At 74.1% G+C, this 24,687-nt stretch carries 19 protein-coding genes, 1 tRNA gene and 1 pseudogene; 11 read left to right on the top strand and 10 right to left on the bottom strand.

Annotated elements, in window-relative coordinates; all coding sequences use genetic code 11:
- Nucleotides 1-7: 7 nt before the first annotated feature.
- Nucleotides 8-1,753, bottom strand: coding sequence for a peptide chain release factor 3 (locus RHODO2019_RS13015; RefSeq protein WP_435532119.1), 1,746 nt, complete (start codon nucleotides 1,751-1,753; stop codon nucleotides 8-10).
- Here RHODO2019_RS13015 and RHODO2019_RS13010 point away from each other — a divergent pair.
- Entirely contained in the window at nucleotides 1,744-3,396 is a 1,653-nt protein-coding gene (locus RHODO2019_RS13010) for a fatty acyl-AMP ligase (RefSeq protein ID WP_265382188.1), read from the top strand. The two genes, RHODO2019_RS13015 and RHODO2019_RS13010, sit on opposite strands and share 10 nt — an antisense overlap.
- 58 nt (nucleotides 3,397-3,454) lie before the next feature.
- On the opposite strand, the gene pth is transcribed toward RHODO2019_RS13010, so the two are convergent.
- The 5 genes from pth to RHODO2019_RS12985 form a co-directional block, all read right to left on the bottom strand.
- A complete protein-coding gene (gene pth / locus RHODO2019_RS13005; protein WP_265382187.1) occupies nucleotides 3,455-4,054 on the bottom strand; it encodes an aminoacyl-tRNA hydrolase in 600 nt (199 codons plus the stop codon).
- Between the two features lie 177 nt (nucleotides 4,055-4,231).
- Complete coding sequence (locus RHODO2019_RS13000; protein ID WP_265382186.1) at nucleotides 4,232-4,915, bottom strand: 50S ribosomal protein L25/general stress protein Ctc; 684 nt, start codon at nucleotides 4,913-4,915, stop codon at nucleotides 4,232-4,234.
- A 225-nt stretch (nucleotides 4,916-5,140) separates the two neighbouring features.
- On the bottom strand, nucleotides 5,141-6,112 hold the full coding sequence (locus RHODO2019_RS12995; RefSeq protein ID WP_265384768.1) for a ribose-phosphate diphosphokinase: 972 nt from the start codon (nucleotides 6,110-6,112) through the stop codon (nucleotides 5,141-5,143).
- Nucleotides 6,113-6,117: 5 nt separating this feature from the next.
- Nucleotides 6,118-7,557 carry a bifunctional UDP-N-acetylglucosamine diphosphorylase/glucosamine-1-phosphate N-acetyltransferase GlmU gene (glmU, locus tag RHODO2019_RS12990; RefSeq protein WP_265384767.1) on the bottom strand — a complete coding sequence of 480 codons (1,440 nt, stop codon included), beginning with the start codon at nucleotides 7,555-7,557 and terminating at the stop codon, nucleotides 6,118-6,120.
- A 247-nt stretch (nucleotides 7,558-7,804) separates the two neighbouring features.
- Nucleotides 7,805-7,875 (bottom strand) — tRNA-Gln (locus RHODO2019_RS12985).
- Nucleotides 7,876-7,979: 104 nt separating this feature from the next.
- On the opposite strand from RHODO2019_RS12985, the gene RHODO2019_RS12980 reads away from it, so the two are divergent.
- Entirely contained in the window at nucleotides 7,980-8,621 is a 642-nt protein-coding gene (locus tag RHODO2019_RS12980) for a TetR/AcrR family transcriptional regulator (protein WP_265382185.1), read from the top strand.
- 195 nt (nucleotides 8,622-8,816) lie between these two features.
- On the opposite strand, the gene RHODO2019_RS12975 is transcribed toward RHODO2019_RS12980, so the two are convergent.
- Complete coding sequence (locus RHODO2019_RS12975; protein ID WP_265382184.1) at nucleotides 8,817-10,013, bottom strand: PQQ-dependent sugar dehydrogenase; 1,197 nt, start codon at nucleotides 10,011-10,013, stop codon at nucleotides 8,817-8,819.
- Nucleotides 10,014-10,516: 503 nt separating this feature from the next.
- On the opposite strand from RHODO2019_RS12975, the gene mfd reads away from it, so the two are divergent.
- Genes mfd through RHODO2019_RS12960 form a run of 3 tightly spaced genes read left to right on the top strand, consistent with a single transcriptional unit; the run spans nucleotide 10,517 to nucleotide 16,001 of the window.
- Complete coding sequence (gene mfd / locus RHODO2019_RS12970; protein ID WP_265382183.1) at nucleotides 10,517-14,143, top strand: transcription-repair coupling factor; 3,627 nt, start codon at nucleotides 10,517-10,519, stop codon at nucleotides 14,141-14,143.
- Nucleotides 14,144-14,146: 3 nt separating this feature from the next.
- Nucleotides 14,147-15,136: a hypothetical protein gene (locus RHODO2019_RS12965; protein WP_265382182.1), complete on the top strand. Its 990-nt coding sequence runs from the start codon at nucleotides 14,147-14,149 to the stop codon at nucleotides 15,134-15,136.
- A gap of 7 nt (nucleotides 15,137-15,143) precedes the next feature.
- Complete coding sequence (locus tag RHODO2019_RS12960; protein ID WP_265382181.1) at nucleotides 15,144-16,001, top strand: nucleoside triphosphate pyrophosphohydrolase; 858 nt, start codon at nucleotides 15,144-15,146, stop codon at nucleotides 15,999-16,001.
- Between the two features lie 128 nt (nucleotides 16,002-16,129).
- On the opposite strand, the gene RHODO2019_RS12955 is transcribed toward RHODO2019_RS12960, so the two are convergent.
- A complete protein-coding gene (locus RHODO2019_RS12955) occupies nucleotides 16,130-16,996 on the bottom strand; it encodes an endonuclease domain-containing protein (RefSeq protein ID WP_265382180.1) in 867 nt (288 codons plus the stop codon).
- 339 nt (nucleotides 16,997-17,335) lie between these two features.
- Nucleotides 17,336-18,008 (bottom strand): annotated as a pseudogene (locus tag RHODO2019_RS12950) (Dyp-type peroxidase); the annotation flags it as partial.
- Nucleotides 18,009-18,138: 130 nt separating this feature from the next.
- On the opposite strand from RHODO2019_RS12950, the gene RHODO2019_RS12945 reads away from it, so the two are divergent.
- The 6 genes from RHODO2019_RS12945 (at nucleotide 18,139) to RHODO2019_RS12920 (ending at nucleotide 23,199) form a co-directional block, all read left to right on the top strand.
- Nucleotides 18,139-18,861: a lytic murein transglycosylase gene (locus RHODO2019_RS12945; protein ID WP_435532118.1), complete on the top strand. Its 723-nt coding sequence runs from the start codon at nucleotides 18,139-18,141 to the stop codon at nucleotides 18,859-18,861.
- A 43-nt stretch (nucleotides 18,862-18,904) separates the two neighbouring features.
- Entirely contained in the window at nucleotides 18,905-19,753 is an 849-nt protein-coding gene (locus RHODO2019_RS12940) for a lytic transglycosylase domain-containing protein (protein WP_265382179.1), read from the top strand.
- A gap of 99 nt (nucleotides 19,754-19,852) precedes the next feature.
- On the top strand, nucleotides 19,853-21,139 hold the full coding sequence (gene eno, locus RHODO2019_RS12935) for a phosphopyruvate hydratase (protein ID WP_265382178.1): 1,287 nt from the start codon (nucleotides 19,853-19,855) through the stop codon (nucleotides 21,137-21,139).
- A gap of 166 nt (nucleotides 21,140-21,305) precedes the next feature.
- Nucleotides 21,306-21,674, top strand: a complete 369-nt coding sequence (locus RHODO2019_RS12930) for a septum formation initiator family protein (RefSeq protein WP_265382177.1) — start codon at nucleotides 21,306-21,308, stop codon at nucleotides 21,672-21,674.
- Nucleotides 21,675-21,718: 44 nt separating this feature from the next.
- Complete coding sequence (locus RHODO2019_RS12925; protein ID WP_265384765.1) at nucleotides 21,719-22,189, top strand: DUF501 domain-containing protein; 471 nt, start codon at nucleotides 21,719-21,721, stop codon at nucleotides 22,187-22,189.
- A gap of 80 nt (nucleotides 22,190-22,269) precedes the next feature.
- Nucleotides 22,270-23,199: a Ppx/GppA phosphatase family protein gene (locus tag RHODO2019_RS12920; protein ID WP_265382176.1), complete on the top strand. Its 930-nt coding sequence runs from the start codon at nucleotides 22,270-22,272 to the stop codon at nucleotides 23,197-23,199.
- 13 nt (nucleotides 23,200-23,212) lie between these two features.
- Here RHODO2019_RS12920 and RHODO2019_RS12915 read toward each other — a convergent pair whose 3' ends face one another.
- Nucleotides 23,213-24,685: a S10 family peptidase gene (locus RHODO2019_RS12915; RefSeq protein WP_265382175.1), complete on the bottom strand. Its 1,473-nt coding sequence runs from the start codon at nucleotides 24,683-24,685 to the stop codon at nucleotides 23,213-23,215.
- Between the last annotated feature and the right edge of the window lie 2 nt (nucleotides 24,686-24,687).

The raw sequence follows: 24,687 nt of genomic DNA, 5'->3' as shown, positions 1-24,687 counted from the left end.
GGCCGCCCTAGTCGGCGGCGGCGACCAGGGGCTCGAGGGTGAGCCTCGGCAACTCCTTCTGGATGTACTGCAGCCGCCAGCGGTCGCTGACCAGCGCCAGCAGCACGCCGTCGCCGCGGGTGAACACCTCGATGCCGCGCTGCCGGTCGAGCTCGGCCGCCGACTCGGCGTCGGTGCGGCGGGCCAGCGCGTAGGGCAGCGGCTCCATCTGCGCGTCCACGTCGAACTCGCTCTTCATCCTGGCGGCCACCACCTCGAACTGCATGGGCCCCACGGCGGCCAGCACGGGGGCGGACTCGCCGCGGACCTCGTTGCGCAGCACCTGCACCACGCCCTCGGAGTCCATCTGCTCCACCGCGCGGCGGAACTGCTTGGCCTTGCCGCCCACCGAGCCGCGCAGCACCCGGAAGTGCTCCGGCGCGAACTGGGGGATGGGCGGGAACTGCACGGGCTTGTCGGAGTACAGCGTGTCGCCGACGGTGAGCGACAGGGCGTTGACCAGACCCACCACGTCGCCGGGGTAGGCGGTGTCCACGGTGGAGCGGTCGCGGCCGAACACCGACTGCGCGTACTTGGTGGTGAACGGCTTGCCGGTGGCCGCGTTCGTCACGACCATGCCGCGCTCGAAGACCCCGCTGACCACCCGCATGTAGGCGAGACGGTCGCGGTGGGCGGAGTCGAGCCCGGCCTGCACCTTGAACACCACGGCGCTGAACGGGTCGGTCACCTCGCGCGGCTGCTCGTCGACGTCCAACCGGGCCCGCGGCGGGGGCGCGAGGTCGATCAGCAGGTCCAGCAGCTGGCTGACCCCGAAGTTCAGCACCGCGGAGCCGAAGAGCACCGGGGAGGTCTGCCCGGCCAGGAACAGCTCCTCGTCGTGGTCGGCGCCGGTCGCGCTGAGCAGCTCGCTCTCCTCGACGGCGGTGGTCCAGGCGTCGCCCTCGCGCTCGGCGGCCCGGGCGGCGCTGAGGTGCTCCTGGGGGGCGATGGTCGAGCCGCCCGCGGTGCGGGTGAAGCGCACGTAGTCCCCGGTGCGGCGGTCGAGCAGCCCGCGGAAGTCCCCGGCGATGCCCACCGGCCAGTAGACGGGCGTGGGCTCAAGGCCGATGCGGGTGGAGATCTCGTCCATGAGCTCCAGCGGCGCCTGCCCCGGCCGGTCCCACTTGTTGACGACGGTGATGACCGGGATGCCGCGGTGGCGGCACACCTGGAACAGCTTCAGCGTCTGCGGCTCGAGGCCCTTGGCGGCGTCGATGAGCATGACCGCGGCGTCCACCGCGGTGAGGACCCGGTAGGTGTCCTCGGAGAAGTCGGAGTGACCCGGGGTGTCGACGAGGTTGACCACGGCGTCGATCCCGGGGCGGCCGTCCACGGACGCACCCGAGTGGTAGGCGAACTGCAGCGCGGTGGAGCTGACGGAGATCCCGCGGGCCTTCTCCATCTCCATCCAGTCGCTGACGGTGGACTTGCGCCCGGCCTTGCCGTGGATGGCTCCGGCCTCGTTGATGACGCGCGCGTGCAGCGCGAGCGCCTCGGTGAGCGTCGACTTGCCCGCGTCGGGGTGGCTGATCACGGCGAACGTGCGCCGCCGGGCCACCTCGGCGCGCACGGGGGCGGTGGCTCGGTCGGTCGTGACGGACGGCTGGGTCACCGCGATCCTCTCCTGTGTCCATCTACCGGCGGGGGCGAACGCCCAAGATACCGCCGCAGGTCCGGCCACCCCACCGCATAGGGTGCTCGTTCGTGAGCACATTCACCCAGAACCTGTACCGCACCGCCGCGACGTCCACCAAGGGGATGGTGACCGGTGAGCCCGGCACCCCGGTGCGGCACACCTGGGCGGAGGTGCACGCACACGCCCGGCGGATCGCCGGCTCGCTCGCCGCGGCCGGGATCGGCCCCGGCGACGCGGTGACGGTGCTCGCGGGCAGCCCCGTGGACATCGCGCCGGCCATCCAGGGCGCCTGGATGCGGGGTGCCAGCGTCACCATGCTGCACCAGCCCACCCCGCGCACCGATCTCGGCGTGTGGGCGCACGAGACGATGACGGTGCTCGGGATGGTCGAGGCCAAGGTGGTGCTGCTGGGCTCCCCGTTCGAGCCGGTGAAGCCGGTGCTCGTGGAGAACGGCGTCACGGTGCTGGAGATGGCGGAGCTCGACGACGGCGCGGACACCGAGCCGCTCGAGGTGGGCGAGGCGGAGACGGCTCTGCTGCAGCTCACCTCCGGATCCACCGGGCACCCCAAGGCCGTGCGCATCACCCACGCCAACCTGGGCGCGAACATCGAGGGCATGCGACTGGCCGGGGCGCTCGACCCGGTGAGCGACGTGGCCGTCAGCTGGTTGCCGCTGTTCCACGACATGGGGATGGTCGGCTTCCTCACCCTGCCCATGACGCTGGGAATCGAGCTGGTGACGGTGACGCCGCTGGACTTCCTCGCCAGCCCGCTGCTGTGGATGGAGCTCGTCAGCCGTTACGGCGGCACCCTGACCGCGGCACCGAACTTCGCCTACGCCGTGGCCGGCAAGCGGCTCGCGCGGGCGGAGGAGGGCTCGCTCGACCTGTCGACGCTGCGCTTCGCGCTCAACGGCGCCGAGCCCATCGACCCCGTGGCGGTGGCCGCCTTCACCGACGCGGGCGCACGCTTCGGGCTCGACCCCGGGTGCGTGGTCTGCGCCTACGGCATGGCCGAGGTCACGCTGGCCGTCTCGTTCGCCGAGCTGGGTGCGGGACTCACCGTGGACCACATCGACGCTGACGCCCTCGAGAAGGACCGCCGCGCCGTGGTCGTCCCCGCCGACGCCGCCCGCGCCCGTGCCTTCCCGACCCTGGGCCCGCTGCTGCACGGGCTCGAGGCCCGTGTGGTCGACGGAGAGGGGACGGTGCTGGACGTCCGCGGCGTCGGCGTCATCCAGCTGCGCGGAGCCCCGGCCACCCCCGGCTACATCACCGTGGACGGCCCGCTGGCCACCCAGGACGCCGAGGGCTGGCTGGACACCGGGGACGAGGGCTACCTCACCGAGGCGGGCCACGTGGTGGTGTGCGGGCGGGTCAAGGACGTCATCATCATGGGCGGGCGCAACATCTACCCCACCGACATCGAGCGGGCGGCCGGCGAGGTCGACGGGGTGCGGGCGGGCAACGTGGTGGCCGTGCGCATCGAGGCCGGCGACCGCCGGGAGACCTTCGGCGTGGCCCTGGAGAGCGCCAGGGCCGGGGACCCGGTCGAGGTCGCGCGGATCCGCAAGGAGGTGACGGCCGCCGTGGTCAGCGCCGTGGGCGTGCGGCCGCGCACCGTGAGCGTGCTCGCGCCGGGGACCCTGCCCAAGACCCCGTCGGGCAAGCTGCGTCGCTCGTCCTCCGCCGACCTGGTCGCCGAGCCCACCGAGGCCTGACCGCGGGGGGCGGGACGCCGGCCCCCGCGCGGATCGCCCCCGCGCGGATCGGCCGCCGCTACGGCCGGGGGTGGACCTGGTTCTGGGCGTCGACGAGGCTGCGCGCCAGCAGCAGCTCCACCGCGTCCGCGGCCTCCTGCACCACGATGTCCACCTCGACGGCCTCCGCCCTCGTGAACGGCTTGAGAACGAAGTCGGCCGGGTCCATCCGTCCCGGCGGGCGCCCGATGCCCACCCGCACCCGCAGGTACTCCTTGCTCCCCAGCGACTTCGTGATCGACCGCAACCCGTTGTGCCCGCCCTCGCCCCCGCCCCGCTTGAGCCGCACCAGGCCCAGGTCGAGGTCGAGGTCGTCGTGCACCACGAGCAGGTCGTCCACGGTGACGGAGAAGAACTGCACCACCCCGGCTACGGGTCCTCCGGAGACGTTCATGAAGGACCGGGGCTTGGCCAGCACCACCTTGCGCCCGGCCAGGCGCCCCTCGGCCACGTCGGCCCCGCTGCGCTTGTGCACCCCGAACCGGGCCTGCACCCGCCGAGCCAGCTCGTCGGCCACGGCGAAGCCCACGTTGTGCCGGGTGCGCTCGTAGGCCGGCCCCGGGTTGCCCAGGCCGACCACCACGCCGGTGCCGGAACCGGGTTGCTCTGACGCGTCCACGGGGTGCTCCTGCTCTCGTCGGTGCGGGCAGCGCGGAGCGCGGCCGGGTTGGTGCGGGCAGCGCGGAGCGCGGCCGGGTTGGTGCGGGCAGCGCGGAGCGCGGCCGGGTCGTCCCCACGCACGAGCGGCGCACCGCCCGCGTGGGGTGGTGCGCCGCCGGTGGACGTGAGGGGTGGGTCAGTCGTCGGAGGACGTGTCCCCGCCGTCGGCGATGGCCTCGGTCTGCGCCTCGGCGACCTCCGCGTCGGAGGGCTCCTGGACGACGCCGGCACCCTCGGTGTCGAGCTCGGCCTCGAGGTCCTCGGCGGTGGGGGCCGCGACCACGTTGACCACCAGGGACTCCGGGTCGGAGCCCAGGGTCGCACCGTCGGGCAGGGTGACCTCGCCGGCGAGGATCTGCGTGCCCACGGTGGCGCCCTCGACGGACACCTCGAGCTCGTCGGGGATGCTCATCACGTCGGCCTCGACCTCGAGCGTGTTGGACTCCTGCGTCACCAGCGTGCCCGGGGCGGCCTCGCCGACGAGCACCACGTTGATCTCGACGGTGACCTTCTCGCCGCGACGGATGACCAGCAGGTCGCAGTGCTCGATGTAGTTGCGGATGGGGTGCACGACGACGGTCTTGACCAGCGCCAGGTGCTCGTCGCTGCCGACGGCGATCGTCACGACCGCGTTGGTGCCGTTGTCGCGCAGCACGCGGGCGAAGTCCAGCGACGGCAGGGACAGGTGGACCGGGTCGGTGCCGTGGCCGTAGAGCACGGCGGGGACGTTGCCGTCACGACGGGTGCGGCGGGCAGCGCCCTTGCCGAACTCGGTGCGCTGCGTGGCAGCGAGGCGGACAGCGGTGTTGGTGCCGGGCACGGGGGATCTCCTCAGACGTGGGTGGCGCAGGTGCGGGTGCGATCAGGGTCCCGGAGCGGGAGCGGGGGCGCCGGAGCGGACACGGCGCGGCACGAGCTCTACCGCGGCCACGTCGATCACGACGACCCGCGGCCGTGAGACCGCGGATCACCCTCGCCGAGACAACTGGTGGATCGTACCGCGGTGCTGCAGCACCGGTCCACCCGGTCGAGGACGACCCGGTCGCTACGCGCTGCCGTTGAACAGGCTGGTCACCGAGTCGTCCTCGAACACCGCGCGGATGGCCTGGGCCAGGAGCGGGGCGATGGAGAGCACGGTCAGGGTCGGGAAGCGCTTCTCCTGCGGGATGGGCAGGGTGTTGGTGAGCACCACCTCGCGGGCTCCGGACTCGGCCAGGCGCTGGGGGGCGGGGTCGGAGAGCACGCCGTGGGTGGCCGCGATGACCACGTCCGTCGCTCCCGCGTCCCGCAGCACCTGCACCGCACCCGCGATGGTCCCGCCGGTGTCGATCATGTCGTCGATCAGGATGCAGGTGCGGCCCGCCACGTCGCCGACCACCCGGTTGCTCTTCACCTGGTTGGGCACGCGGGGGTCGCGGGTCTTGTGCACGAACGCGATCGGCGCGCCGCCCAGGGTGTCGGCCCACTTCTCCGCGACCCGCACGCGCCCGGAGTCGGGGGAGACCACGGTGACGTTGTCGGTCCCGTACTTGCGGCTCACGTGCTCGCAGAGCTGGTTGTGGGCCAGCAGGTGGTCCACCGGACCGTCGAAGAAGCCCTGGATCTGGGCGGTGTGCAGGTCGACGGTCATGATCCGGTCCGCACCCGCGGTCTTGAACATGTCCGCGATGAGCCGGGCGGAGATGGGCTCGCGGCCCATGTGCTTCTTGTCCTGCCGGGCGTAGGGGTAGAACGGCATGATCACCGTGATCCGCTTGGCGGAGGCCCGCTTCAGCGCGTCCACCATGATCAGCTGCTCCATGATCCAGGTGTTGATCGGTGCGGTGTGGCTCTGCAGCACGAAGGCGTCGCAGCCGCGCACCGACTCCTCGAACCGCACGAAGATCTCACCGTTGGCGAAGTCGCGGGCCGACTGCGGGGTGATGGAGACGCCGAGCTGCTCCGCGACCTCGGTGGCCAGCTCGGGGTGCGCCCGACCGGCGAAGAGCATGAGCTTCTTCTTCGGGGTCGCGGACATGGAGCTCACAGGGCGTCACCGTTCTTCTCGTCGTCAGCGGGGTCGGGGAGGTCTGGGCGAGCGGACTCCTGCGCGGCCGCAGCCGCCTCGGCGGCGGGCGTGCCGGGGCGCTTGGCGGCCACCCAGCCCTCGATGGTGCGCTGGGCACCGCCGGAGACGGCCAGCGCACCCGGGGGGACGTCGTGACGGACGACGGTCCCGGCACCGGTGTAGGCGCCGTCACCGATGCGGACGGGGGCGATGAACATGGTGTCCGAGCCGGTGCGGACGTGGGAACCGATCTCGGTGCGGTTCTTGCGCACCCCGTCGTAGTTCACGAACACGCTCGAGGCCCCGATGTTGGAGTGCTCACCGATGGTGGCGTCACCGACGTAGGTCAGGTGCGGAACCTTGGACCCGGCGCCGATGCGCGCGTTCTTGGTCTCCACGAACGTGCCGATCTTGACGTCGGCCGCGAGGTCGGTGCCCGGCCGCAGGTAGGCGAAGGGCCCCACCACCGCGCCCTGCCCGACCACGGCCTGGGCACCGTGGGTGCGCACGACCACGGCCCCGGCGCCCACCCGGACGTCGGTGAGCGTGGTGTCCGGGCCCACGCGGGCACCGGTGGCGACGGTGGTGCGCCCGTGCAGCTGCACCCCGGGCAGCAGCTCCACGTCCGGCGCGAGCTCCACGTCCACGTCCACCCAGGTGGTGGCCGGGTCGACCACGGTGACCCCGGCCCGCATCCAGCGCTCGAGCACCCGACGGTTGAGCTCGGCCCCGAGCTCGGCGAGCTGCACCCTGTCGTTGACCCCGGCCACCAGCCAGGAGTCGGCCACCGCGAGGGCCCCCACCCCGTGTCCCGCACGGCGGGCGAGCCCGAGCACGTCCGGCAGGTAGAGCTCGCCCTGCGCGTTGTCGGTGTCCAGCTGGCCGAGCGCGACGCGGAGCACGTCCAGGTCAAAGGCGTACACCCCGGAGTTGACCTCCGGGACAGCCCGCTGCTGGGCGTCCGCGTCGGCGTGCTCGACGATGGCGTCCACCGAGCCGTCCGGCGACCGGAGCACGCGCCCGTAGCCGGTGGGGTCCGTCAGCACGGTGGTGAGCACCGTCACCCCCGACCCGCGCGCAGCGTGCTCGGCGTGCAGGCCGGCCAGGGTCGCCGCGCCCAGCAGGGGGACGTCGCCCGAGGTCACCAGCACCGTGCCCACCGCGTCCGCGGGCAGCGCCGCGAGCCCGGCGGCCACCGCGTCCCCGGTACCGCGCTGCTCCACCTGGACGGCCACGGTGAGCCGGACGCCCAGTGCCGCCGCGGAGCTCTCCACCTCGGCCGCCACGAGCGTGCGCGCGTGACCGAGGACGACGACGACGTGGTGCGCACCCGTGCTGGTCGCGGCGTGCAGCGCGTGGGCCAGCAGCGTCCGCCCGCCCAGTCCGTGCAGGACCTTGGGGGTGGCCGAGCGCATCCGGGTGCCGGCGCCGGCCGCGAGGACGATGACGGCGGTGGGAGCGGAGCCGGGCGGTGGCTGCGGGGACACGCATCTCCCTCGGGCGGCGTCGTGGGGCTGGGCGTGGGGCAGTACGTGATCCTACGGCGCCCGCGGACGCCACCCGACCGACCCGCAGCACTCCGCCGCCGGGCTCCGCCGCGGTGACCACGTGGCGCTCCGCCGCGGTGACCACGTGGCGCTCCGCCGCGGTGACCACGTGGCGCTCCGCCGCCAGGATTCGAACCTGGACCATCGGAACCAAAGACCGAGGTGCTGCCCTTACACCACGGCGGATCGCGCGCCGACGATCCTGCCACGACGCGCGCCCGGCGGGTGCCCGGCGGGTGCGCCGTGGACGTGGCTAGGCTCGGGTGCGACCGGGCTCCAGGGGGGACTGCATGACCGAGAGACCTGCCCGCCTGCCCGTCCGAACCCGGATGACGGGCACCCAGCGCCGCGAGCAGCTCATCGACGTCGGCCGGGCGCTGTTCGCCGAGAAGGGTTTCGAGGCCACCTCCATCGAGGAGATCGCGGTCCGGGCCGCGGTGAGCAAGCCGGCGGTCTACGAGCACTTCGGCGGCAAGGAGGGTCTCTACGCCGTCGTCGTGGACCGGGAGATGCACGAGCTGCTGCACCGCATCACCTCCGCCCTGTCGGCCGGGCACCCGCGCATCCGGCTCGAGCAGGTCGCCGTCGCGCTGCTCACCTACGTCGAGGACTCCACCGACGGGTTCAGGATCCTGGTGCGGGACTCCCCGGTGGCCACCAGCTCGGGCACGTTCTCCAGCCTGCTCAACGAGGCCGCCAACCAGGTCGAGCACATCATGGCGGAGGAGTTCACCGCGCGCGGGTTCGACAGCCTGTTCGCCAACCTCTACGCCCAGTCCCTGGTCGGCATGGTCGCCCTGACCGCGCAGTGGTGGCTCGACGAGCGCCAGCCCGCCAAGGAGGAGGTGGCCGCACACCTGGTGAACCTGTGCTGGAACGGCCTGTCGAACCTCGACCCCGCCCCGCGCCTGCTGCGACCCCACGGTCGCTGAGCGCCGGCGGCCCTCCACCCCGCCCGGCGCCCGCGGGACGACGAGCCGTGACGACGACCGGGGGCGCCCACCACGGGAGTCCCGGCCGCACGCGCGTCCGGGCTCACCCGCTCCGGGCCCGTCGCCACGGCCAGGTTCCAGGTGATCCGGGCGAGCGTGCAGCGGTCGTCGCCCAACGAGTGGCCGTGCCCGGGGTCAGGTCCGCGGAACCACCCGCAGCACGGCGTCGTCGTCACCGTTGTCCGTGGTGAGCCACAGCGCGCCGTCCGGCCCCTGGTGCACCGAGCGCAGCCGCCCGTGGGTGCCGTCGAGCTCGGGGGGCACCACCACGCCGGTCAGCGCCCCGGCCGTGTCGAGCTGCATCGCGAGGAGCTGCTGGCCCTTGAGCGCGGCCACCACGAAGGACCCGTCCAGCGCACCCCACTGCGGACCGCTGACGAAGCCCGCGCCGGACACCGCCACCGTGGGGTCGCCCGAGCTCCACACCGCGGGCACGGCGTCGGGGAAGCGCGTGGTGTCGGTCATCGGAACGCTCTCGTCGTAGCTGGTGACGGTGCCGCCCTGGCCCGGGTCCCAGCCGTAGTTGCCCCCGGCGACGTCGAGGTTCACCTCGTCGTCCACGTCGGGGCCGTGCTCGGCGGTGAACACCTGGTCGGTGCCCGGCCGCACGGCGATGCCCTGCAGGTTGCGGTGGCCGTAGCTCCAGACGTACGGCGACTGCGGGAACGGGGCGCCGGGCAGGGGTGCGCCCGTGGCGAGGTCCGCGCGCAGCGTCTTGCCGCCCAGGCTGCTGAGGTCCTGGGGCGCCGAGGGGTCCGCGGTGTCGCCGGTGGACACCATGAGGTTGCCGGCGGGGTCCAGGCCGATGCGGCAGCCGGAGTGCCGCCCGGAGGGGTTCAGCGGCAGCCCGGTGAGCAGCGGGGTGGGGCCGGTGGCCGTGGTCCCGTCGGCCGCGAGGGTCCAGGTGACCACCCGCACGTCCACCGGCTGCCCACCCTCGGTGTGCGACTGGCAGGTGGAGAACTGGCGGGTGGTCGCGAAGTCGGGGTGCACCAGCAGGCCCATCAGCCCGCTCTCGCCCCGGGCGAAGACGTCGCCGAGGTCCATCGACACCTGGGTGGCCGCTCCGTCGCGGAGCAGCTGCACCCGGCCGGGGCGCTCCGTCACGAGCACGCCGCCGTCGGGGAGGAAGCCGAGGTCCCACGGGTTCTGCAGGCCGCCGACCACCGTCTGCACGTCCAGCGCGGGGGCCGCGGTGCCGGAGGTGGCGCCCGAGGTGGCCGCGCTGACGGTGGGGACGTCGCTGGCACCCCGGGCGGACGGGCTGCTGCTGCACGCGGCCAGGGCCAGGGCCGCGGCCAGCAGGGGAGTGGCTCGTCGTGCTCGTCGCATCGACCGAGCATGCCTCGTCCGGTGTGGGACCACCGTCCGATTCGGGAGGGTCCACCGGACCTCGCTCACCGGCGCGCGGCCACCACGGCGGTGACCGTGACCGCGACCCCCACGGCGTGGGGGTCGAGCAGGTCCAGCGGCTGCAGCAGCTCCACGCCCCAGCACCAAGCGAGGCCCATGCCGGCGAGACCCACGCCGGCGCGGAGGGGGCCGCGGCAGCCACACCAGCGCCACCACGAGCGCGGCGTAGAGCCCGTCGCCGAGCTTGTCGGCGCCGGGCACGGCGAGGGCGTGCACGCCCAGCCCGGTGAGCAGCACCACCACGGCCACGGCCAGGGGCACGGTGCGGGACCGGACGCCCACGGGTCCTCCTCGCTCCTCGGGTGGGCCCGCACGCCCGCGCGAGCGTCGGGAGCCCGACCTAGGATGACGCCCACGGCCGCACCCGTTGTCCCGGGCAGCGGTCTGTCTGCGTGCCCGCTCACCCCTGTCTGGAGCCCCTCGTGACCACCCCCGCTCCTGCCCTCGCCGGCCTCCTCCTCGCGGCCGTCGCAGATCCCGCCCTGCAGGCCGTGGTCGAGGCCGCCGGTGCCGCCCACCTGGAGATCGAGGGCCCGACGTCCTCGCGTCCCTTCGTCGTGGCCGCCCTCGCCGCCACGGCCCCGGTCCTGGTCGTCACCGCCACCGGCCGGGAGGCCGACGACCTGGGGGCGGCTGCCGCGGAGATGCTCGGCGCGGACCGGGTGGCGGTCTTCCCGTCCTGGGAGACGCTGCCCCACGAGCGGCTCAGCCCCCGGGCGGACACGGTCGGGCGCCGGCTGGAGGTGCTGCGCCGCCTGGCCCACCCCGACCTGCAGGGCGAGCTGCGCGTCGTCGTCACCACCGTCCGCTCCCTGGTGCAGCCGATGGCCCCGGGCCTGGGCGACGTCGAGCCCGTGCGGCTGCGCGTGGGCACCGAGCAGCCGCTGGACGAGCTCGTCGAGCGGCTCGTGGAGCTGGCCTACGCGCGCGTGGACATGGTGGGCAAGCGCGGGGAGTTCGCGGTCCGCGGCGGCATCCTCGACGTCTTCCCCCCGACGGCCGACCACCCCGTGCGGGTGGAGCTGTGGGGCGACGAGGTCAGCGAGCTGCGACCGTTCTCGGTGGGCGACCAGCGCTCCATCGCCGAGCTCAGCACCGACGAGCTCATCGCACCCGGCTGTCGCGAGCTGCTGCTCACCGCCGACGTGCGGGAGAAGGCCGCCACCCTGGCCGAGGCGCACCGCGAGGACGCCGCACTGGTGGAGATGCTGGACAAGCTCGCCTCGGGCATCCCCGTGGAGGGCATGGAGGCCCTGCTGCCCGTGCTGCGGGGCGGGGAGCTGCAGCTGCTCTCCGAGGTGCTGCCCGCCGGCGCGCACGTGCTGGTCTGCGACCCGGAGAAGGTGCGCACCCGCGCCACCGACCTGGTGCGCACCGGCCAGGAGTTCCTGGAGGCGAGCTGGACGGCCGCGTCGGTGGGCGGGGCGGCCCCGCTGGACCCGAAGGGACTGAACCTCGGGGCCTCGGCCTACCGGAGCCTGAGCCAGGTGCGCAGCGCCACCGAGGCCGCGGGTGTCCCGTGGTGGTCGCTGAGCCCGCTGGTCTCCGGCCGCGGGCGCGAGGAGGGTGTGCTCAGCCTCGACCTCACCGCCGTCACCTCCGCCCGGGGCGCCGAGGACGAGGTGGCCGCGACCTTCGCGTCCCTGCGCGCCCATGCCGCGGGCGGAGGCACCGCCGTGGTCGTCGTGGCCGGCGCCGGCACCGCCACCCGGGTGCTGGAGCGGATGGCCGAGGCCGAGGTGCCCGCGGTGCACGGCGAGCCCGGGGCGCGTCCGGCCGCCGGCCGCGTCACCGTGCTGCAGGGCTGCCTCGTCGACGGGCTCGTGGCACCCGGCGCACGCCTCGTGGTCATCACCGAGACCGACCTGACCGGCAACCGCGCGGCGTCCACGGCCGACGGTCGCCGGCTGCCCGCCAAGCGCCGCAACCAGGTGGACCCGCTGGCCCTGACCGCCGGGGACATGGTGGTCCACGACCAGCACGGCATCGGCAAGTTCGTGGAGATGGTCGAGCGCACCGTGGGCGGGGCCCGGCGGGAGTACCTCGTCATCGAGTACGCGGCCGGCAAGCGCGGCCACCCCGGTGACCGGCTGTTCGTGCCCATGGAGAGCCTGGACCAGCTCTCCCGCTACGTCGGCGGCGAGATGCCCTCGCTGAGCAAGCTCGGGGGATCGGACTGGCAGAACACCAAGCGCAAGGCGCGCAAGGCCGTTCGCGAGATCGCCGGGGAGCTCGTGCAGCTCTACGCGGCGCGCCAGGCCGCCCCCGGGCACGCCTTCGCCCCGGACAGCCCCTGGCAGCGCGAGCTCGAGGACGCGTTCCCGTTCACCGAGACCGTCGACCAGCTCACCGCCATCAACGACGTCAAGGCCGACATGGAGAAGGCCGTCCCGATGGACCGCGTGATCTGCGGCGACGTGGGCTACGGCAAGACCGAGATCGCGGTGCGCGCGGCGTTCAAGGCCGTGCAGGACGGCAAGCAGGTGGCGGTGCTCGCGCCGACGACGCTGCTGAGCCAGCAGCACCTGCAGACCTTCACCGAGCGCATGTCCGGCTTCCCCGTCGTCATCAAGGGCCTGAGCCGCTTCACCGACCCGTCGGAGGTCGCCGGCGTCATGGAGGGCCTGGCCGACGGCACCGTCGACATCGTCATCGGCACCCACCGCCTGCTGCAGACCGGCGTGCGCTGGAAGGACCTCGGCCTGGTGGTGGTGGACGAGGAGCAGCGCTTCGGCGTGGAGCACAAGGAGCACATCAAGGCGATGCGCACCGCGGTGGACGTGCTCACCATGAGCGCCACCCCCATCCCGCGGACGCTGGAGATGAGCCTGGCGGGCATCCGGGAGATGTCGACGATCCTCACCCCGCCCGAGGAGCGCCACCCGATCCTGACCTACGTCGGCGCCTACGACGACAAGCAGGTGGCTGCGGCCCTGCGCCGCGAGCTGTTGCGCGACGGCCAGGTGTTCTACGTGCACAACCGGGTCTCCAGCATCGACCGGGCCGCGGCCAAGATCCGCGAGCTCGTGCCCGAGGCGCGGGTGGCCGTGGCCCACGGGCAGATGCACGAGGAGCTGCTGGAGAAGACGGTGCAGGGCTTCTGGGAGCGCGAGTTCGACGTGCTCGTGTGCACCACGATCATCGAGACCGGCCTGGACATCTCCAACGCCAACACGCTGCTCATCGAGCGGGCGGACTCCCTGGGCCTGAGCCAGCTCCACCAGCTGCGCGGGCGCGTCGGGCGCAGCCGGGAGCGCGGCTACGCCTACTTCCTCTACCCGCCGGAGAAGCCGCTCACCGAGACCGCCTACGACCGGCTCTCCACCATCGCGGCGAACTCCGACCTGGGCGCCGGCATGGCCGTGGCCATGAAGGACCTGGAGATCCGGGGCGCGGGCAACGTGCTCGGCGCCGAGCAGTCCGGTCACGTGGCCGGGGTCGGCTTCGACCTCTACATCCGTCTGGTCGGCGAGGCGGTGGAGGCGTTCCGGGCCATCGCCGACGGCCGGGGCGTGCCGCTGCAGGAGGAGGTCAAGGAGGTGCGGGTGGACCTGCCGGTGGACGCGCACATCCCCCCCGACTACGTCACCAGCGACCGGCTGCGGCTGGAGGCCTACCGCAAGACCGCGGCCGCGACGGACGTCGAGGGACTCTCCGCGGTCCTCGCCGAGCTGGTCGACCGCTACGGAGCGCCGCCCGAGCCGGTGGACAACCTCATGGCCGTGGCCCGGCTGCGGCTGCTGTGCCGGGAGCACGGGGTCACCGAGGTCACCACCGCGGGCACGCAGCTCAAGGTCGGCCCGCTGGACCTGCTCGACTCCCAGCAGCTGCGGCTCAAGCGGCTGCACCCGGGTGCGCAGTGGAAACCGACGTCCAAGGTGGTGGCGCTGCCGCTGCCGCGGGCGGGCGGCGGAGGCATCGGTTCCGGCCGGCTGCGTGACGTGGACCTGCTGCAGTTCGTCGCCGACCTGCTGCTCCAGCTCGCCGGTACGCCGAAGGGCAGCGTGGACGTCTCCGCCGTGACCGCGCGGGTGCATGAGAAGGTGTGAGACGTGAGACACCGTGCAGCCCGACGAGTCCGTGCCGGCGCCCTGGTGGCCGCGGTGGCCCTGCTCACCGCCGCCTGCGGTGACACCCAGCCCGGCACGGCCGCGTACGTCGGTGACGCGCGCGTCACGGTCGACGAGCTGCAGGGGCAGGTCGACGACGTCCTGGCCTACCGCTCCGGTGACGGCGCGGCCCCGACGGCCGCCTCCGGCACCGCTGCGGCCACCCCGACGACCACCGACGTCCGCACCCAGGTTCCCGCCATCACCCAGCAGGTGCTCAGCCAGGACGTGCTCCACCGCCTGGTGGACACCGCGGTGGCCCGCACCGGCTTCCAGGTCGACGAGGGTGCGGTGTCCTCCCAGCTCGCTGGGCTCGACGCCCCGACGCTGCTGACCCAGCCCGCGCAGGCCTACCTGACCCCGGACACGCTGGGCTCCCTGGTCCACGACCAGCTCGTGCTCGCGCAGCTGGGCAAGCAGGCGTGGGACAGCCTGGCCGTCACCGTCGACCTGGTGCAGGCCACCGACCGCGCCGACGCCCAGGCCAAGGCCGAGCAGATGGCGACCGGAGACGAGGCGGCCACGGGTGTGGTGGCCAAGGCCGTCTCCGCCGGTCAGCAGGGCCAGCGGGACCTCGCGCTCACCCCGGGCGAGGCGGCCACCCTGGCGGCCACCCCGGTGTTCGGGACCGCGCAGGGCGGCGCGGTGGCCTTCGAGCTCAGCAGCCAGCAGTCGAAGGCCCCGCAGTGGTACGCCGCCCGCATCGTCTCCCGGTCCACCGACGCGGCGGCACCCACCACGTCCGGCGCCGTGTCCGCAGCCCAGGCCTCGATCGGTCAGACGCTCAGCCTGGGGCTCACCCTGCTGCCCGAGCTGGCCGGTGCCCCGCAGATCACCATCAACCCGCGCTACGGCGTGTGGGACCCCACCGCCGGGCGGGTCATCGGGGACACCGACGTCACCGCCTCGGTGGTCGTCGCCCCCGCGGGCTGAGCCGCCGGTGACGGTTGTGCTGCTCGACCCGCGCTGGCCCGGGGTGGTGCCGGTGGCGGCGCTGGCGCTGCTGAGAGGGCCGGTGCAGGTCACGGCGGACGTGGCGGTGGAGGGACTGGGCCTGGAGGTGGTGGCCACCGGTGGGGTGCTGGTGAGCTCGGACGCCGCGCACCCGGAGGTGCTGCGCCGCACCGCGGCCGGTGAGGACGTGGTGGCGGCGTCCCCGCCCCCCGGGATCGCCCTGCTCGACGCCGTGGCGGTGATGGACCGGCTCCGCTCGCCCGGCGGCTGCCCGTGGGACGCGGAGCAGACCCACGAGAGCCTGCGCCGCTACCTCGTGGAGGAGTGCTACGAGCTGCTGGACGCACTCGCCTCGGGGGTGCGCGAGGACGTCGTGGAGGAGCTGGGTGACGTGCTGCTCCAGGTGCTGTTCCACGCGCGCGTCGCCGAGGACTTCACGGTCGACGACGTGGCCACCGGGCTCGTGGCGAAGCTGGTGCACCGCCACCCGCACGTGTTCGCCGGGTCCGAGGTGGTGGCGGGCGCGGTCGCGCAGGAGCTGCGGTGGGACGAGCTCAAGGCGGTGGAGAAGAAGCGGGCCTCGGCGGTCGACGGGGTGGCCCTGGCGCAGCCGGCCCTGGCGCTGGCCGCGAAGCTCGTCTCCCGTGCGGGCAGGGCAGGCCTGCCGGACGAGCTCGTGCCGGGACCGCTGCGGGGCCTCGACGGGGACGCCGAGGACACGTTGCGCGAGGCGGCCCTGGCCTTCGCGGCCGACGTCCGGGTGGCCGAGCAGTCGGCCCGGGGCGCCGGGCTGGACCCGTCCCGGCTCACGGGCGTGGAGTGGTCCACCCACTGGCCCGGCTGACGCCACGTCGGTCCCCCCTCCCGGCCCCTCCCAGCCCCTTCCCTCCCAGCCCCTTCCCTCCCAGCGTTGTGCGTGCACAACGTCGTTCGGCGGGCGATCTTGCGACGTTGTGCACGCACAACGCGGTTTCAGCGGCGGGCGAGCGCGGCACGGACCCGTCCGCAGATCTGATCGGGGCGCCCGAGGTCCTCGGCGGTCACGAACACCACCACCCAGCCGGCCGCCTCGAGGCGCTGCAGCCGTTCGCGGTCCCGGCCGACACGGAAGGGTGAGCCGTGCCACTTCCCGTCGTACTCGACGACCACCTTCTGGTCGGGGAACGCCAGGTCCACCGCTCCGACGACCCCTCGCACGTCGCGGACCACGTGCTGGGGGACCGGGTTCAGCCCCTCCTGCGCGAGGAGCACGCGGACCACGGACTCGGGGACGGACTCGCTGCGCGGGTCGAGCAGCTCGACGACCTCGCGGGCGGCGCCGATCCCGTGGTCGTGGCGGCCGAGCAGGTACGACTGGAGCACGGTGCGCGACAGCAGTCCGGCCCGCACCATCCGGTCGACCTCGCCCACCGACCACGGCACGTCGCCGCGCCTCGCGATGTCGAGCGCCGCCTGCCGGGGAGTCGCCAGGCGCACACCCCGCCACGGCACGGACTCGACGGGGTGGATGGTCGCGCGGACCTGCAGCCCGGGGCGTCGAAGCCGCCGTGACCTGTCGGTGCTCAGCAGCTCGACCGGATCGCCGGCACGGGCGAGGTCGACGCCGTGCACGGTCGCCGCCGAGCGTCCGGTGATGACGGTGCTGGAGTCACTGACCATCGCGACCGCCCGACACCGCACCTCGTGCGTGATGGTCAACGAGCTCGGCGCGTAGACGTCGTGCACCACTCGTCGCAGTCGGGGGCCTCGCAGCTGGCCGGGGGTGAGGTCCCCTACCGCGGTGGCGGCCGAACCGACGAACAGCTCGGGCAGGGCGGGCAACGGGGCGCGGCGCGGCATGGTCGGGAGTCTCCGGCGTCCCGTGCGCGGCGACGGCGGCCGAACCGGAGTTGTCCACAGGCTGTGGAAGCGCCGACTGGCGCGTTGTGCGCGCACAACGCGCCAAGAACGGCACGGGAACGACGTTGTGCGCGCACAACGCCGGGGAGGGAGCGCGAACGAGGAGCGGAGGGCTCAGGTGAACAGGGTCGAGCCCCACCAGTCGCCGTCGGACAGGCCGGGCGGGCAGGCAGGCAGAGCCCCACGAGCCTCACGAGCCTCACGAGCCTCACGAGCCTCACGAGCCTCACGAGCCTCACGAGCCTCACGAGCCCAAGATCCACCGGGTCCACCGGCCACCTGGCCCAGCAGGGCGCCGACCGGCTTCGTGCGGCCGATGACCTGCTCCTGCTCGCCGAGCGGGGTGCGGTCCCAGCTCGCGACGTGCATCCGGATGCGCCGAGAAACCAGGTACTGACCATTCGCCATCCAGGCCGCGCCGTCGTCGGGCTGCACCCAGAGGTGGGTGTCCAGTGCGGCGGGGTCCTCGGCCTCGAGGTTCGCCGTCCCGTCCTTGACGCCGACCATGGCGCGGGGCGTCACCTGCGCGGTGGAGGTCGACGAGGTGCGGCCGAACCCGCGCTCGGACCACCGCACGCTGACCACCCCGGTGCCGATGCGGGCGAGGTCGCGGATGGCGTGCACGGCCACCCGGGGGTCGTCGGCGCACGCCTGCACGCAGAGGTGGCCACCGCTGCGGTTGGGGTCGAGGTCGTCGAGCGGGAACAGCGGCGGCTCGGCGGGCCGCCGGTCCGCGATCCTGAACCGGTCCACCCCGGCGGGGTGAACTGCCCGGGCCGACGCCGATGGTCGGCGTCAGCGAGGCCGCAGTCGGGTCGAGCGCCTCGCCGGTGTCCTCGGGTGGGGAGTACCGGCCTCCGCCGGTCGCCCCGCCGTCGACGGCCTCCTGCCCGGCCGTCATCCGCTCGGCCGCGAGCGTCCACTCCTGCAGCAGGGCCACGAGCTCGTCGCGCCAGCTGGTGAGCACAGGTCCTCCACGACTGTCCGCGCAGGCTCGCCAGAACGAGGTAAGCCCTGCCTAGAAAAACCACACCGCGTCGGGGGCGCCGACCAGCCGCGGCGGACTCGTGGACCATGGGGTGGTGCACCGTGCTCGCCCCCTCGTGCTCGCCGCGCTCGCTGCGCTGGTGTCGGCGTGCGCCCTTCCCGCGGTCGTCCCCGCCGTCCCGCCGGCCGTCGCGCCCCCGGCCACCGGTGCCGCGCTCCCCGCGCTGGACCTCGACGCCCCCGGCCGTGGGGCCGACCAGCTCGCCGCCTGGGCCCGCGACCGGGCCGCGGTGCTCGACGTCCCCGCCTCGGCCCTGGAGGCCTACGGCTGGGCCGCGGCGTCGGTGGCCCGCTCCGCCCCCGGCTGCGGGATCGGGTGGACCACCCTGGCCGGGATCGGCAGCGTGGAGACCGGCCACGGCAGGTTCGGCGGTTCCCGGCTCGACCGGGACAACCGGGCGCAGCCGCCCATCCGGGGTGCCGCGCTGGACGGCCGTCCCGGGGTCGCCGAGATCCGGGACACCGACGGGGGGGCGCTGGACGGCGACACCACGTTCGACCGGGCGATGGGCCCGATGCAGTTCATCCCCGGCACCTGGGAGCAGTGGGGGGTCGACGCGGACGGCGACGGGGTGGCCGACCCCGACGACCTCGACGACGCCGCGCTGGCGGCGGCCCGCTACCTCTGCGCCAGCGGTGGGGACCTCACCGCCGCCGGCGGCTGGAACCGGGCGGTGCTGACCTACAACCGGTCGAGCTCCTACGTGCGGGAGGTCCTCGAGCGTTCCGCGTCCTACGCCGCCGGGCGGTCGGCGTGATCGGGATGCGTACCTCCGCGACCGGTGAGACGTTGAGCACGCTGTGAGAGGCCGTGAGTACCTGGTGCGTGCGGCCGTCGCCCTCGTCGCCGTGGGCGCCCTGGCGGGAGGGGTCGTCGGGGTGCGCGCGGCGACGACGACGACCGACGACACCTCCGTCGCCGCCGCGCTGCCCCCGGTGGCGGTGGACGGCAGCGTGGCGCTGGACGCGGTGACCTCCGCCGACCAGCTCACCGCGGTGCTCCCGGCCGCCTCGGGGCTGCCACCCCAGCAGGTGGGAGCCGCCGTCCCCTCGCAGCCGGTCGCCGACGCCACCCCGGGCTCCCCCTACGCGGCGTGGGCGGCTCGCGTCGCCCAGATCACCGGGATCCCCGAGCGTGCGCTCGAGGCGTACGCCTCCGCGCAGGCCACCGTCGCCTCCGTGCAGCCCCAGTGCCACCTCTCCTGGGCGACGCTGGCGGGCCTGGCCAACATCGAGAGCAGGCACGGCACCTACCAGGGTCGCTCGCTCGGCGCCGACGGCCGGTCCACCCCTCCCATCATCGGGATCCCCCTCGACGGCGGGCCGAACGTGCGCGCGATCGCGGACACCGACGGGGGCGTGCTGGACGGCGACACCAGGTGGGACCGTGCGGTGGGTCCGTTCCAGTTCATCCCGTCGACCTGGGCGAGGTGGGGCTCCGACGGTGACGGCAACGGGACGGCCGACCCGCAGGACATCGACGACGCCGCGCTCGCCGCGGGCCGCTACCTCTGTGCCGACGGCAAGGACCTGGCGACCGGTGACGGCTGGTCACGGGCGGTCCTGAGCTACAACAACTCGGCGCAGTACCTGCAGGACGTGTTCGACGGGGCCGACCGCTACGCGCGGCAGAGCGCGGGGGTCAGCTGAGCGGCTGGAGCCCGCGCGCCCGCGCGCCCCGGCCCGTCGGGCGTGCCGGGGCCGATAGCATCGGCGCGCCAGCAGCAGCCAGAGCGAGGAGACACACCCGTGGCCGTCATCGAACAGGTCGGAGCCCGCGAGATCCTGGACTCCCGCGGGAATCCGACGGTCGAGGTCGAGGTCGCCCTCGACGACGGCACCCTGGCCCGCGCCGCGGTTCCCTCCGGTGCGTCGACCGGGGTGCACGAGGCCGTGGAGCTGCGCGACGGCGGTGCCCGCTACGGCGGCAAGGGCGTGGAGAAGGCCGTGCAGGCCGTGCTGGACGAGATCGGCCCGGAGCTCGTCGGGCTGGAGGCGGTCGAGCAGCGCATCGTCGACCAGAAGCTCGTGGACCTTGACGGCACCCCGGACAAGTCCCGCCTGGGTGCGAACGCGCTGCTCGGGGTGTCCCTTGCGGTGGCCCGGGCGGCCGCCGAGTCCTCCGGCCTGGAGCTGTTCCGCTACGTGGGTGGGCCCAACGCGCACGTGCTGCCCGTGCCGATGATGAACATCCTCAACGGTGGAGCGCACGCCGACAGCGGCGTCGACGTGCAGGAGTTCATGGTCGCCCCCCTCGGCGCGCCCACCTTCAAGGAGGGGCTGCGCTGGGGTGCGGAGGTCTACCACGCACTGAAGGCCGTGCTCAAGGAGAAGGGCCTGTCCACCGGGCTGGGTGACGAAGGTGGCTTCGCCCCTGCCGTGGCCGGCACCAGGGAGGCGCTCGACCTCATCGCCGTGGCCGTGGAGAAGGCGGGGCTGACCCTGGGTCGGGACGTCGCGCTCGCCCTGGACGTGGCGGCCACCGAGTTCCACACCGAGGGCACCGGGTACGCGTTCGAGGGTTCCACCCGCACGGCCGAGCAGATGACGGCCTTCTACGCCGAGCTCCTCGACTCCTACGCCCTCGTGTCCATCGAGGACCCGCTCAGCGAGGACGACTGGGACGGCTGGGTCGCCCTGACCGAGCAGATCGGCGGACGGGTGCAGGTGGTCGGCGACGACCTCTTCGTGACCAACCCCGAACGTCTCGAGGAGGGCATCCAGCGCCGGGCCGCGAACTCGCTGCTGGTGAAGGTCAACCAGATCGGCACGCTCAGCGAGACCCTGGACGCGGTCAGCCTGGCCCAGACCAGCGGCTACACCTGCATGATGAGCCACCGCTCGGGCGAGACCGAGGACACCACCATCGCCGACCTCGCGGTGGCCACCAGCTGCGGCCAGATCAAGACCGGGGCGCCGGCGCGCAGCGAGCGCGTGGCCAAGTACAACCAGCTCCTACGCATCGAGGAGAACCTCGGCGACGCCGCCCGCTACGCCGGGGACCTGGCCTTCCCGCGCTTCCGCGCCGAGGGCTGACGTGGCGGGATCGCAGCGCCCCACCGGGCGCGCCTCGACCCGGGGTGCGGGGTCCGCCGGGGGGAAGGGCACCAGCCGCCCCCCTGGTCGGGCCTCGAGAACCCGGACGCCGGCTGGTGGCCCGGACCGGGCCGCCGGGCGGGGACGGCGGCTGCTGCGGCTCTCGGTGAGCCTGGGCACCCGGCGGGCGGCCGTGCTCGCCGTCGTCGTCTGCGCGCTGGCGCTGGCGCTGGCCGTGCCCCTGCGCACGTACGTGTCCCAGCGCCAGGAGCTCGCCAGCACGGCGGCCACCCAGGCCCAGCTCACCGGCGAGGTGGCTCGGCTGCAGGGTCAGAAGGACCAGCTCGGCGACCCGGCCTACGTGGAGGCCCAGGCGCGGGGTCGGCTCGGGTACGTGCGGCCGGGGGAGACCCCGTACCGGGTGCAGCTGCCCGACGGCGTCGACCCGTCGACCGGCGCCCAGCAGCAGGCGTCGACCGCCACGGCGCCGTGGTACTCCGAGCTGTGGGCCAGCGTCTCGGGAGGCGGCGGGTGAGCGGGGACAACCCCGAGCCGGTGGCCGAGGCCGACCTCGACGCCATGGCGCGCCAGCTCGGCCGACCGCTGCGCGGCGTTCGCTCGGTGGCGCACCGGTGTCCCTGCGGCAACCCCACGGTCGTCGAGACCGCTCCGCGGCTGCCCGACGGAACGCCCTTCCCCACGCTGTACTACCTGACCTGCCCGCGGCTGACGGCGGCGGCCAGCACCCAGGAGGCCGACGGCGTGATGCGGGAGATGACCGAGCGCCTGGGCACCGACCCCGAGCTCGCCGAGGGCTACCGGTCGGCGCACGAGAGCTACCTGGCCGAGCGCGACGCCATCGAGTCCCTCGGCACCGGGGTCACGGCGGGCGGCATGCCGGACCGGGTGAAGTGCCTGCACGTGCTCCTCGCGCACTCGCTGGCCAAGGGGCCCGGGGTGAACCCGCTGGGGGACGAGGCCCTGGCGAGGATCGGGTCGTGGTGGCGGTCGGGACCGTGCGTGCGCGCGGACGCCGCGCCCGAGGACTGATCCAGGACCGAGCGGTCCTCGGGCGCGGCGCTACGGTCGTCGCGACGCCGGGACACCCCCGGCCGGACCCCGGGAGCACCATGGCACGCGTCGCCGCCGTCGACTGCGGCACCAACTCGATCCGCCTGCTCGTCGCCGACGTGGACGTGGACGGTCGGCTCCGTGACGTGCACCGCGAGATGCGGGTGGTGCGGCTGGGGCAGGGCGTGGACGCCACCGGTCGGCTGGCCCCCGACGCCGTCGAGCGGACCCGGGTGGCCCTGGTCGACTACGCGGCGGTGATCGCGCGGGCGGGTGCCGACCGGGTGCGGATGGTGGCCACCTCGGCCACCCGGGACGCCGAGAACCGCGAGGACTTCTTCGGGATGGTGCGCTCGGTGCTCGGGGTGGACGCCGAGGTCGTCACCGGTGACGAGGAGGCGCGGCTGAGCTTCGCCGGCGCGGTGGGTGAGCTCGACCCGGAGCAGGGCCCGTTCCTGGTCGTCGACCTGGGCGGGGGATCCACCGAGCTCGTGCTGGGGGACGCGGGTGGGGTGGCCGCGGCGCGCTCGGTGGACGTCGGGTGCGTGCGGCTGACCGAGCGCTGCCTGCACGGCGACCCGCCGTCGGCGCAGGAGGTGGCCGAGGCCCGGGGCGTGGCGAACGAGGTGCTGGCGGCCGCCTTCGCCGCCGTGCCGGTGGAGCGGGCCCGGACGTGGGTCGGGGTGGCGGGCACCTTCACCACGCTCGCCGCCGTGGCCGCCGGCCTCCAGGCGTACGACTCCGAGCGGATCCACCTGTCCCGGGTGGGACTGGACCGGCTGCACGGGGTGTGCGCCGACCTGGTGGCGATGACCCGGGCGCAGCGGGCGGCGCTGGGTCCGGTGCACCCCGGGCGGGTGGACGTGATCGGTGGCGGCGCCCTGGTCTGCGACGTGCTGGCCGCCGAGGTCCGCGCCCGCGCCGGGCTCACCGAGCTCGTGGTCAGCGAGCACGACATCCTCGACGGGATCGCGCTGTCGCTGGGGTGACCCCCGGCCCGGCTCAGCGGGTGAGGAAGGCCGCGATGTCCGCGGACTGCTGCACCCGGGACGGCTCGTGCACGTACATCATGTGCCCGGCCTCGTAGTGCTTGACCTCGATGTTCGACCGCAGCTCGGCGGGGATCGGCAGGTGGGCCAGGGTGTGCTGCGTGGCCGAGTAGGGCGTGGCGCCGTCGTGGTAGCCGGAGGCCACGTGCACCCGCAGGTGCGGGTTGGCCCGCATGGCGGCCGCCAGCGCGTGCACCACGCTGACACCGCGCCCCTCGAACTCCGAGTAGGACCACTCCTTGTTCACGGTGCCGGACAGCATCTCGTAGGGCAGGTCGCTGTCGTAGCCGAGCTCGGTGCGGACGTAGTGGTTCAGCGCGGCGGTGTAGGGCCCCATGATCGCGTCCATCGACGGGTCGGCCGTGAAGTGCTCCCCGGCGGCGTCGGCCTCCCACCCGCTGAAGCGGCCGTCCAGGCGCCCCACCGTGCGGCGCTGCGTGCGCAGCAGCTCGGTGAAGAAGCGGATGTGCTCGATGCGCAGGTCCGCCCGGTCGACGTAGTCCTCGCTCAGCCCGGTCAGGCCGGCGATGCGCGTGACCATGTCGGCGCGCTCCTGCGGGGTGAGCCGGGAGCCGCGGGCCAGTGCCCACGGGTAGTCGCGGTCGGCGAGCTCCTCGGCCTCCACGAGGACCTCCTCCAGCGGCCGCCCCGGGTGCTTGCCGTGGTGGTGGGCGATGGCGGCGTAGGTGGGCAGGAACAGCGCGTGCGGCAGGTCGTTTCCCTCGGTGAACCGGATGGTCGCCATGTCCAGCACCGACGAGATGAGGACGATCCCGTTGAGGTACATGCCGTACCGCGACTGCAGGTGCTCGGCCAGCCCCGCGGCGCGGAGGGTGCCGTAGCTCTCCCCGGCGAGGAACTTCGGCGACACCCAGCGCCCGTGCCGCGAGGTCCAGAGCCGGATCACCTCGCCGACGCTCTCCAGGTCGCGCCGGAAGCCGTGGAAGTCGCCCGCCCTGCCCCCGGCGACCGCGCGGGAGTAGCCCGTGGAGACCGGGTCGATGAACACGAGGTCCGCGTGCGCCAGCACCGTCTCCGGGTTGTCGACCAGCGCGTACGGCGGTCCGAGCAGCGCTCCGGCGTCCCCGGAGACGACGCGCCGCGGGCCCAGCAGCCCCAGGTGCAGCCACACGCTGGCCGAGCCGGGTCCGCCGTTGAACGCGAACACCACCGGTCGGGTCGCCGGGTCCGCGTCGTCGAGCACGTAGGAGGTGAGGAACACCTCGGCCTTGGCCTCGTGCCCCTTGGCCCGCCCGTCCTCGGTGACCTCCTCGCGCAGGACCACCCGGCCCGTGGTCGCCGTGTACGCGAGCTCCCGCCCGCCGACCGGCACGGTGTGCTGCGTGGTGACCAGCTGGTCCGTCGGGTCCGGGGCGGTGTCCCGGCTCGTGCCGGTGGGCGGGGTGTCCTTCTCGTCGTCGGCCATGG

Source organism: Rhodococcus antarcticus (assembly GCF_026153295.1).
Taxonomy (GTDB): domain Bacteria; phylum Actinomycetota; class Actinomycetes; order Mycobacteriales; family Mycobacteriaceae; genus Rhodococcus_D; species Rhodococcus_D antarcticus.
Note: the sequence above shows the minus strand (reverse complement) of the source record. Positions and strands in the feature narration are given on the sequence as shown.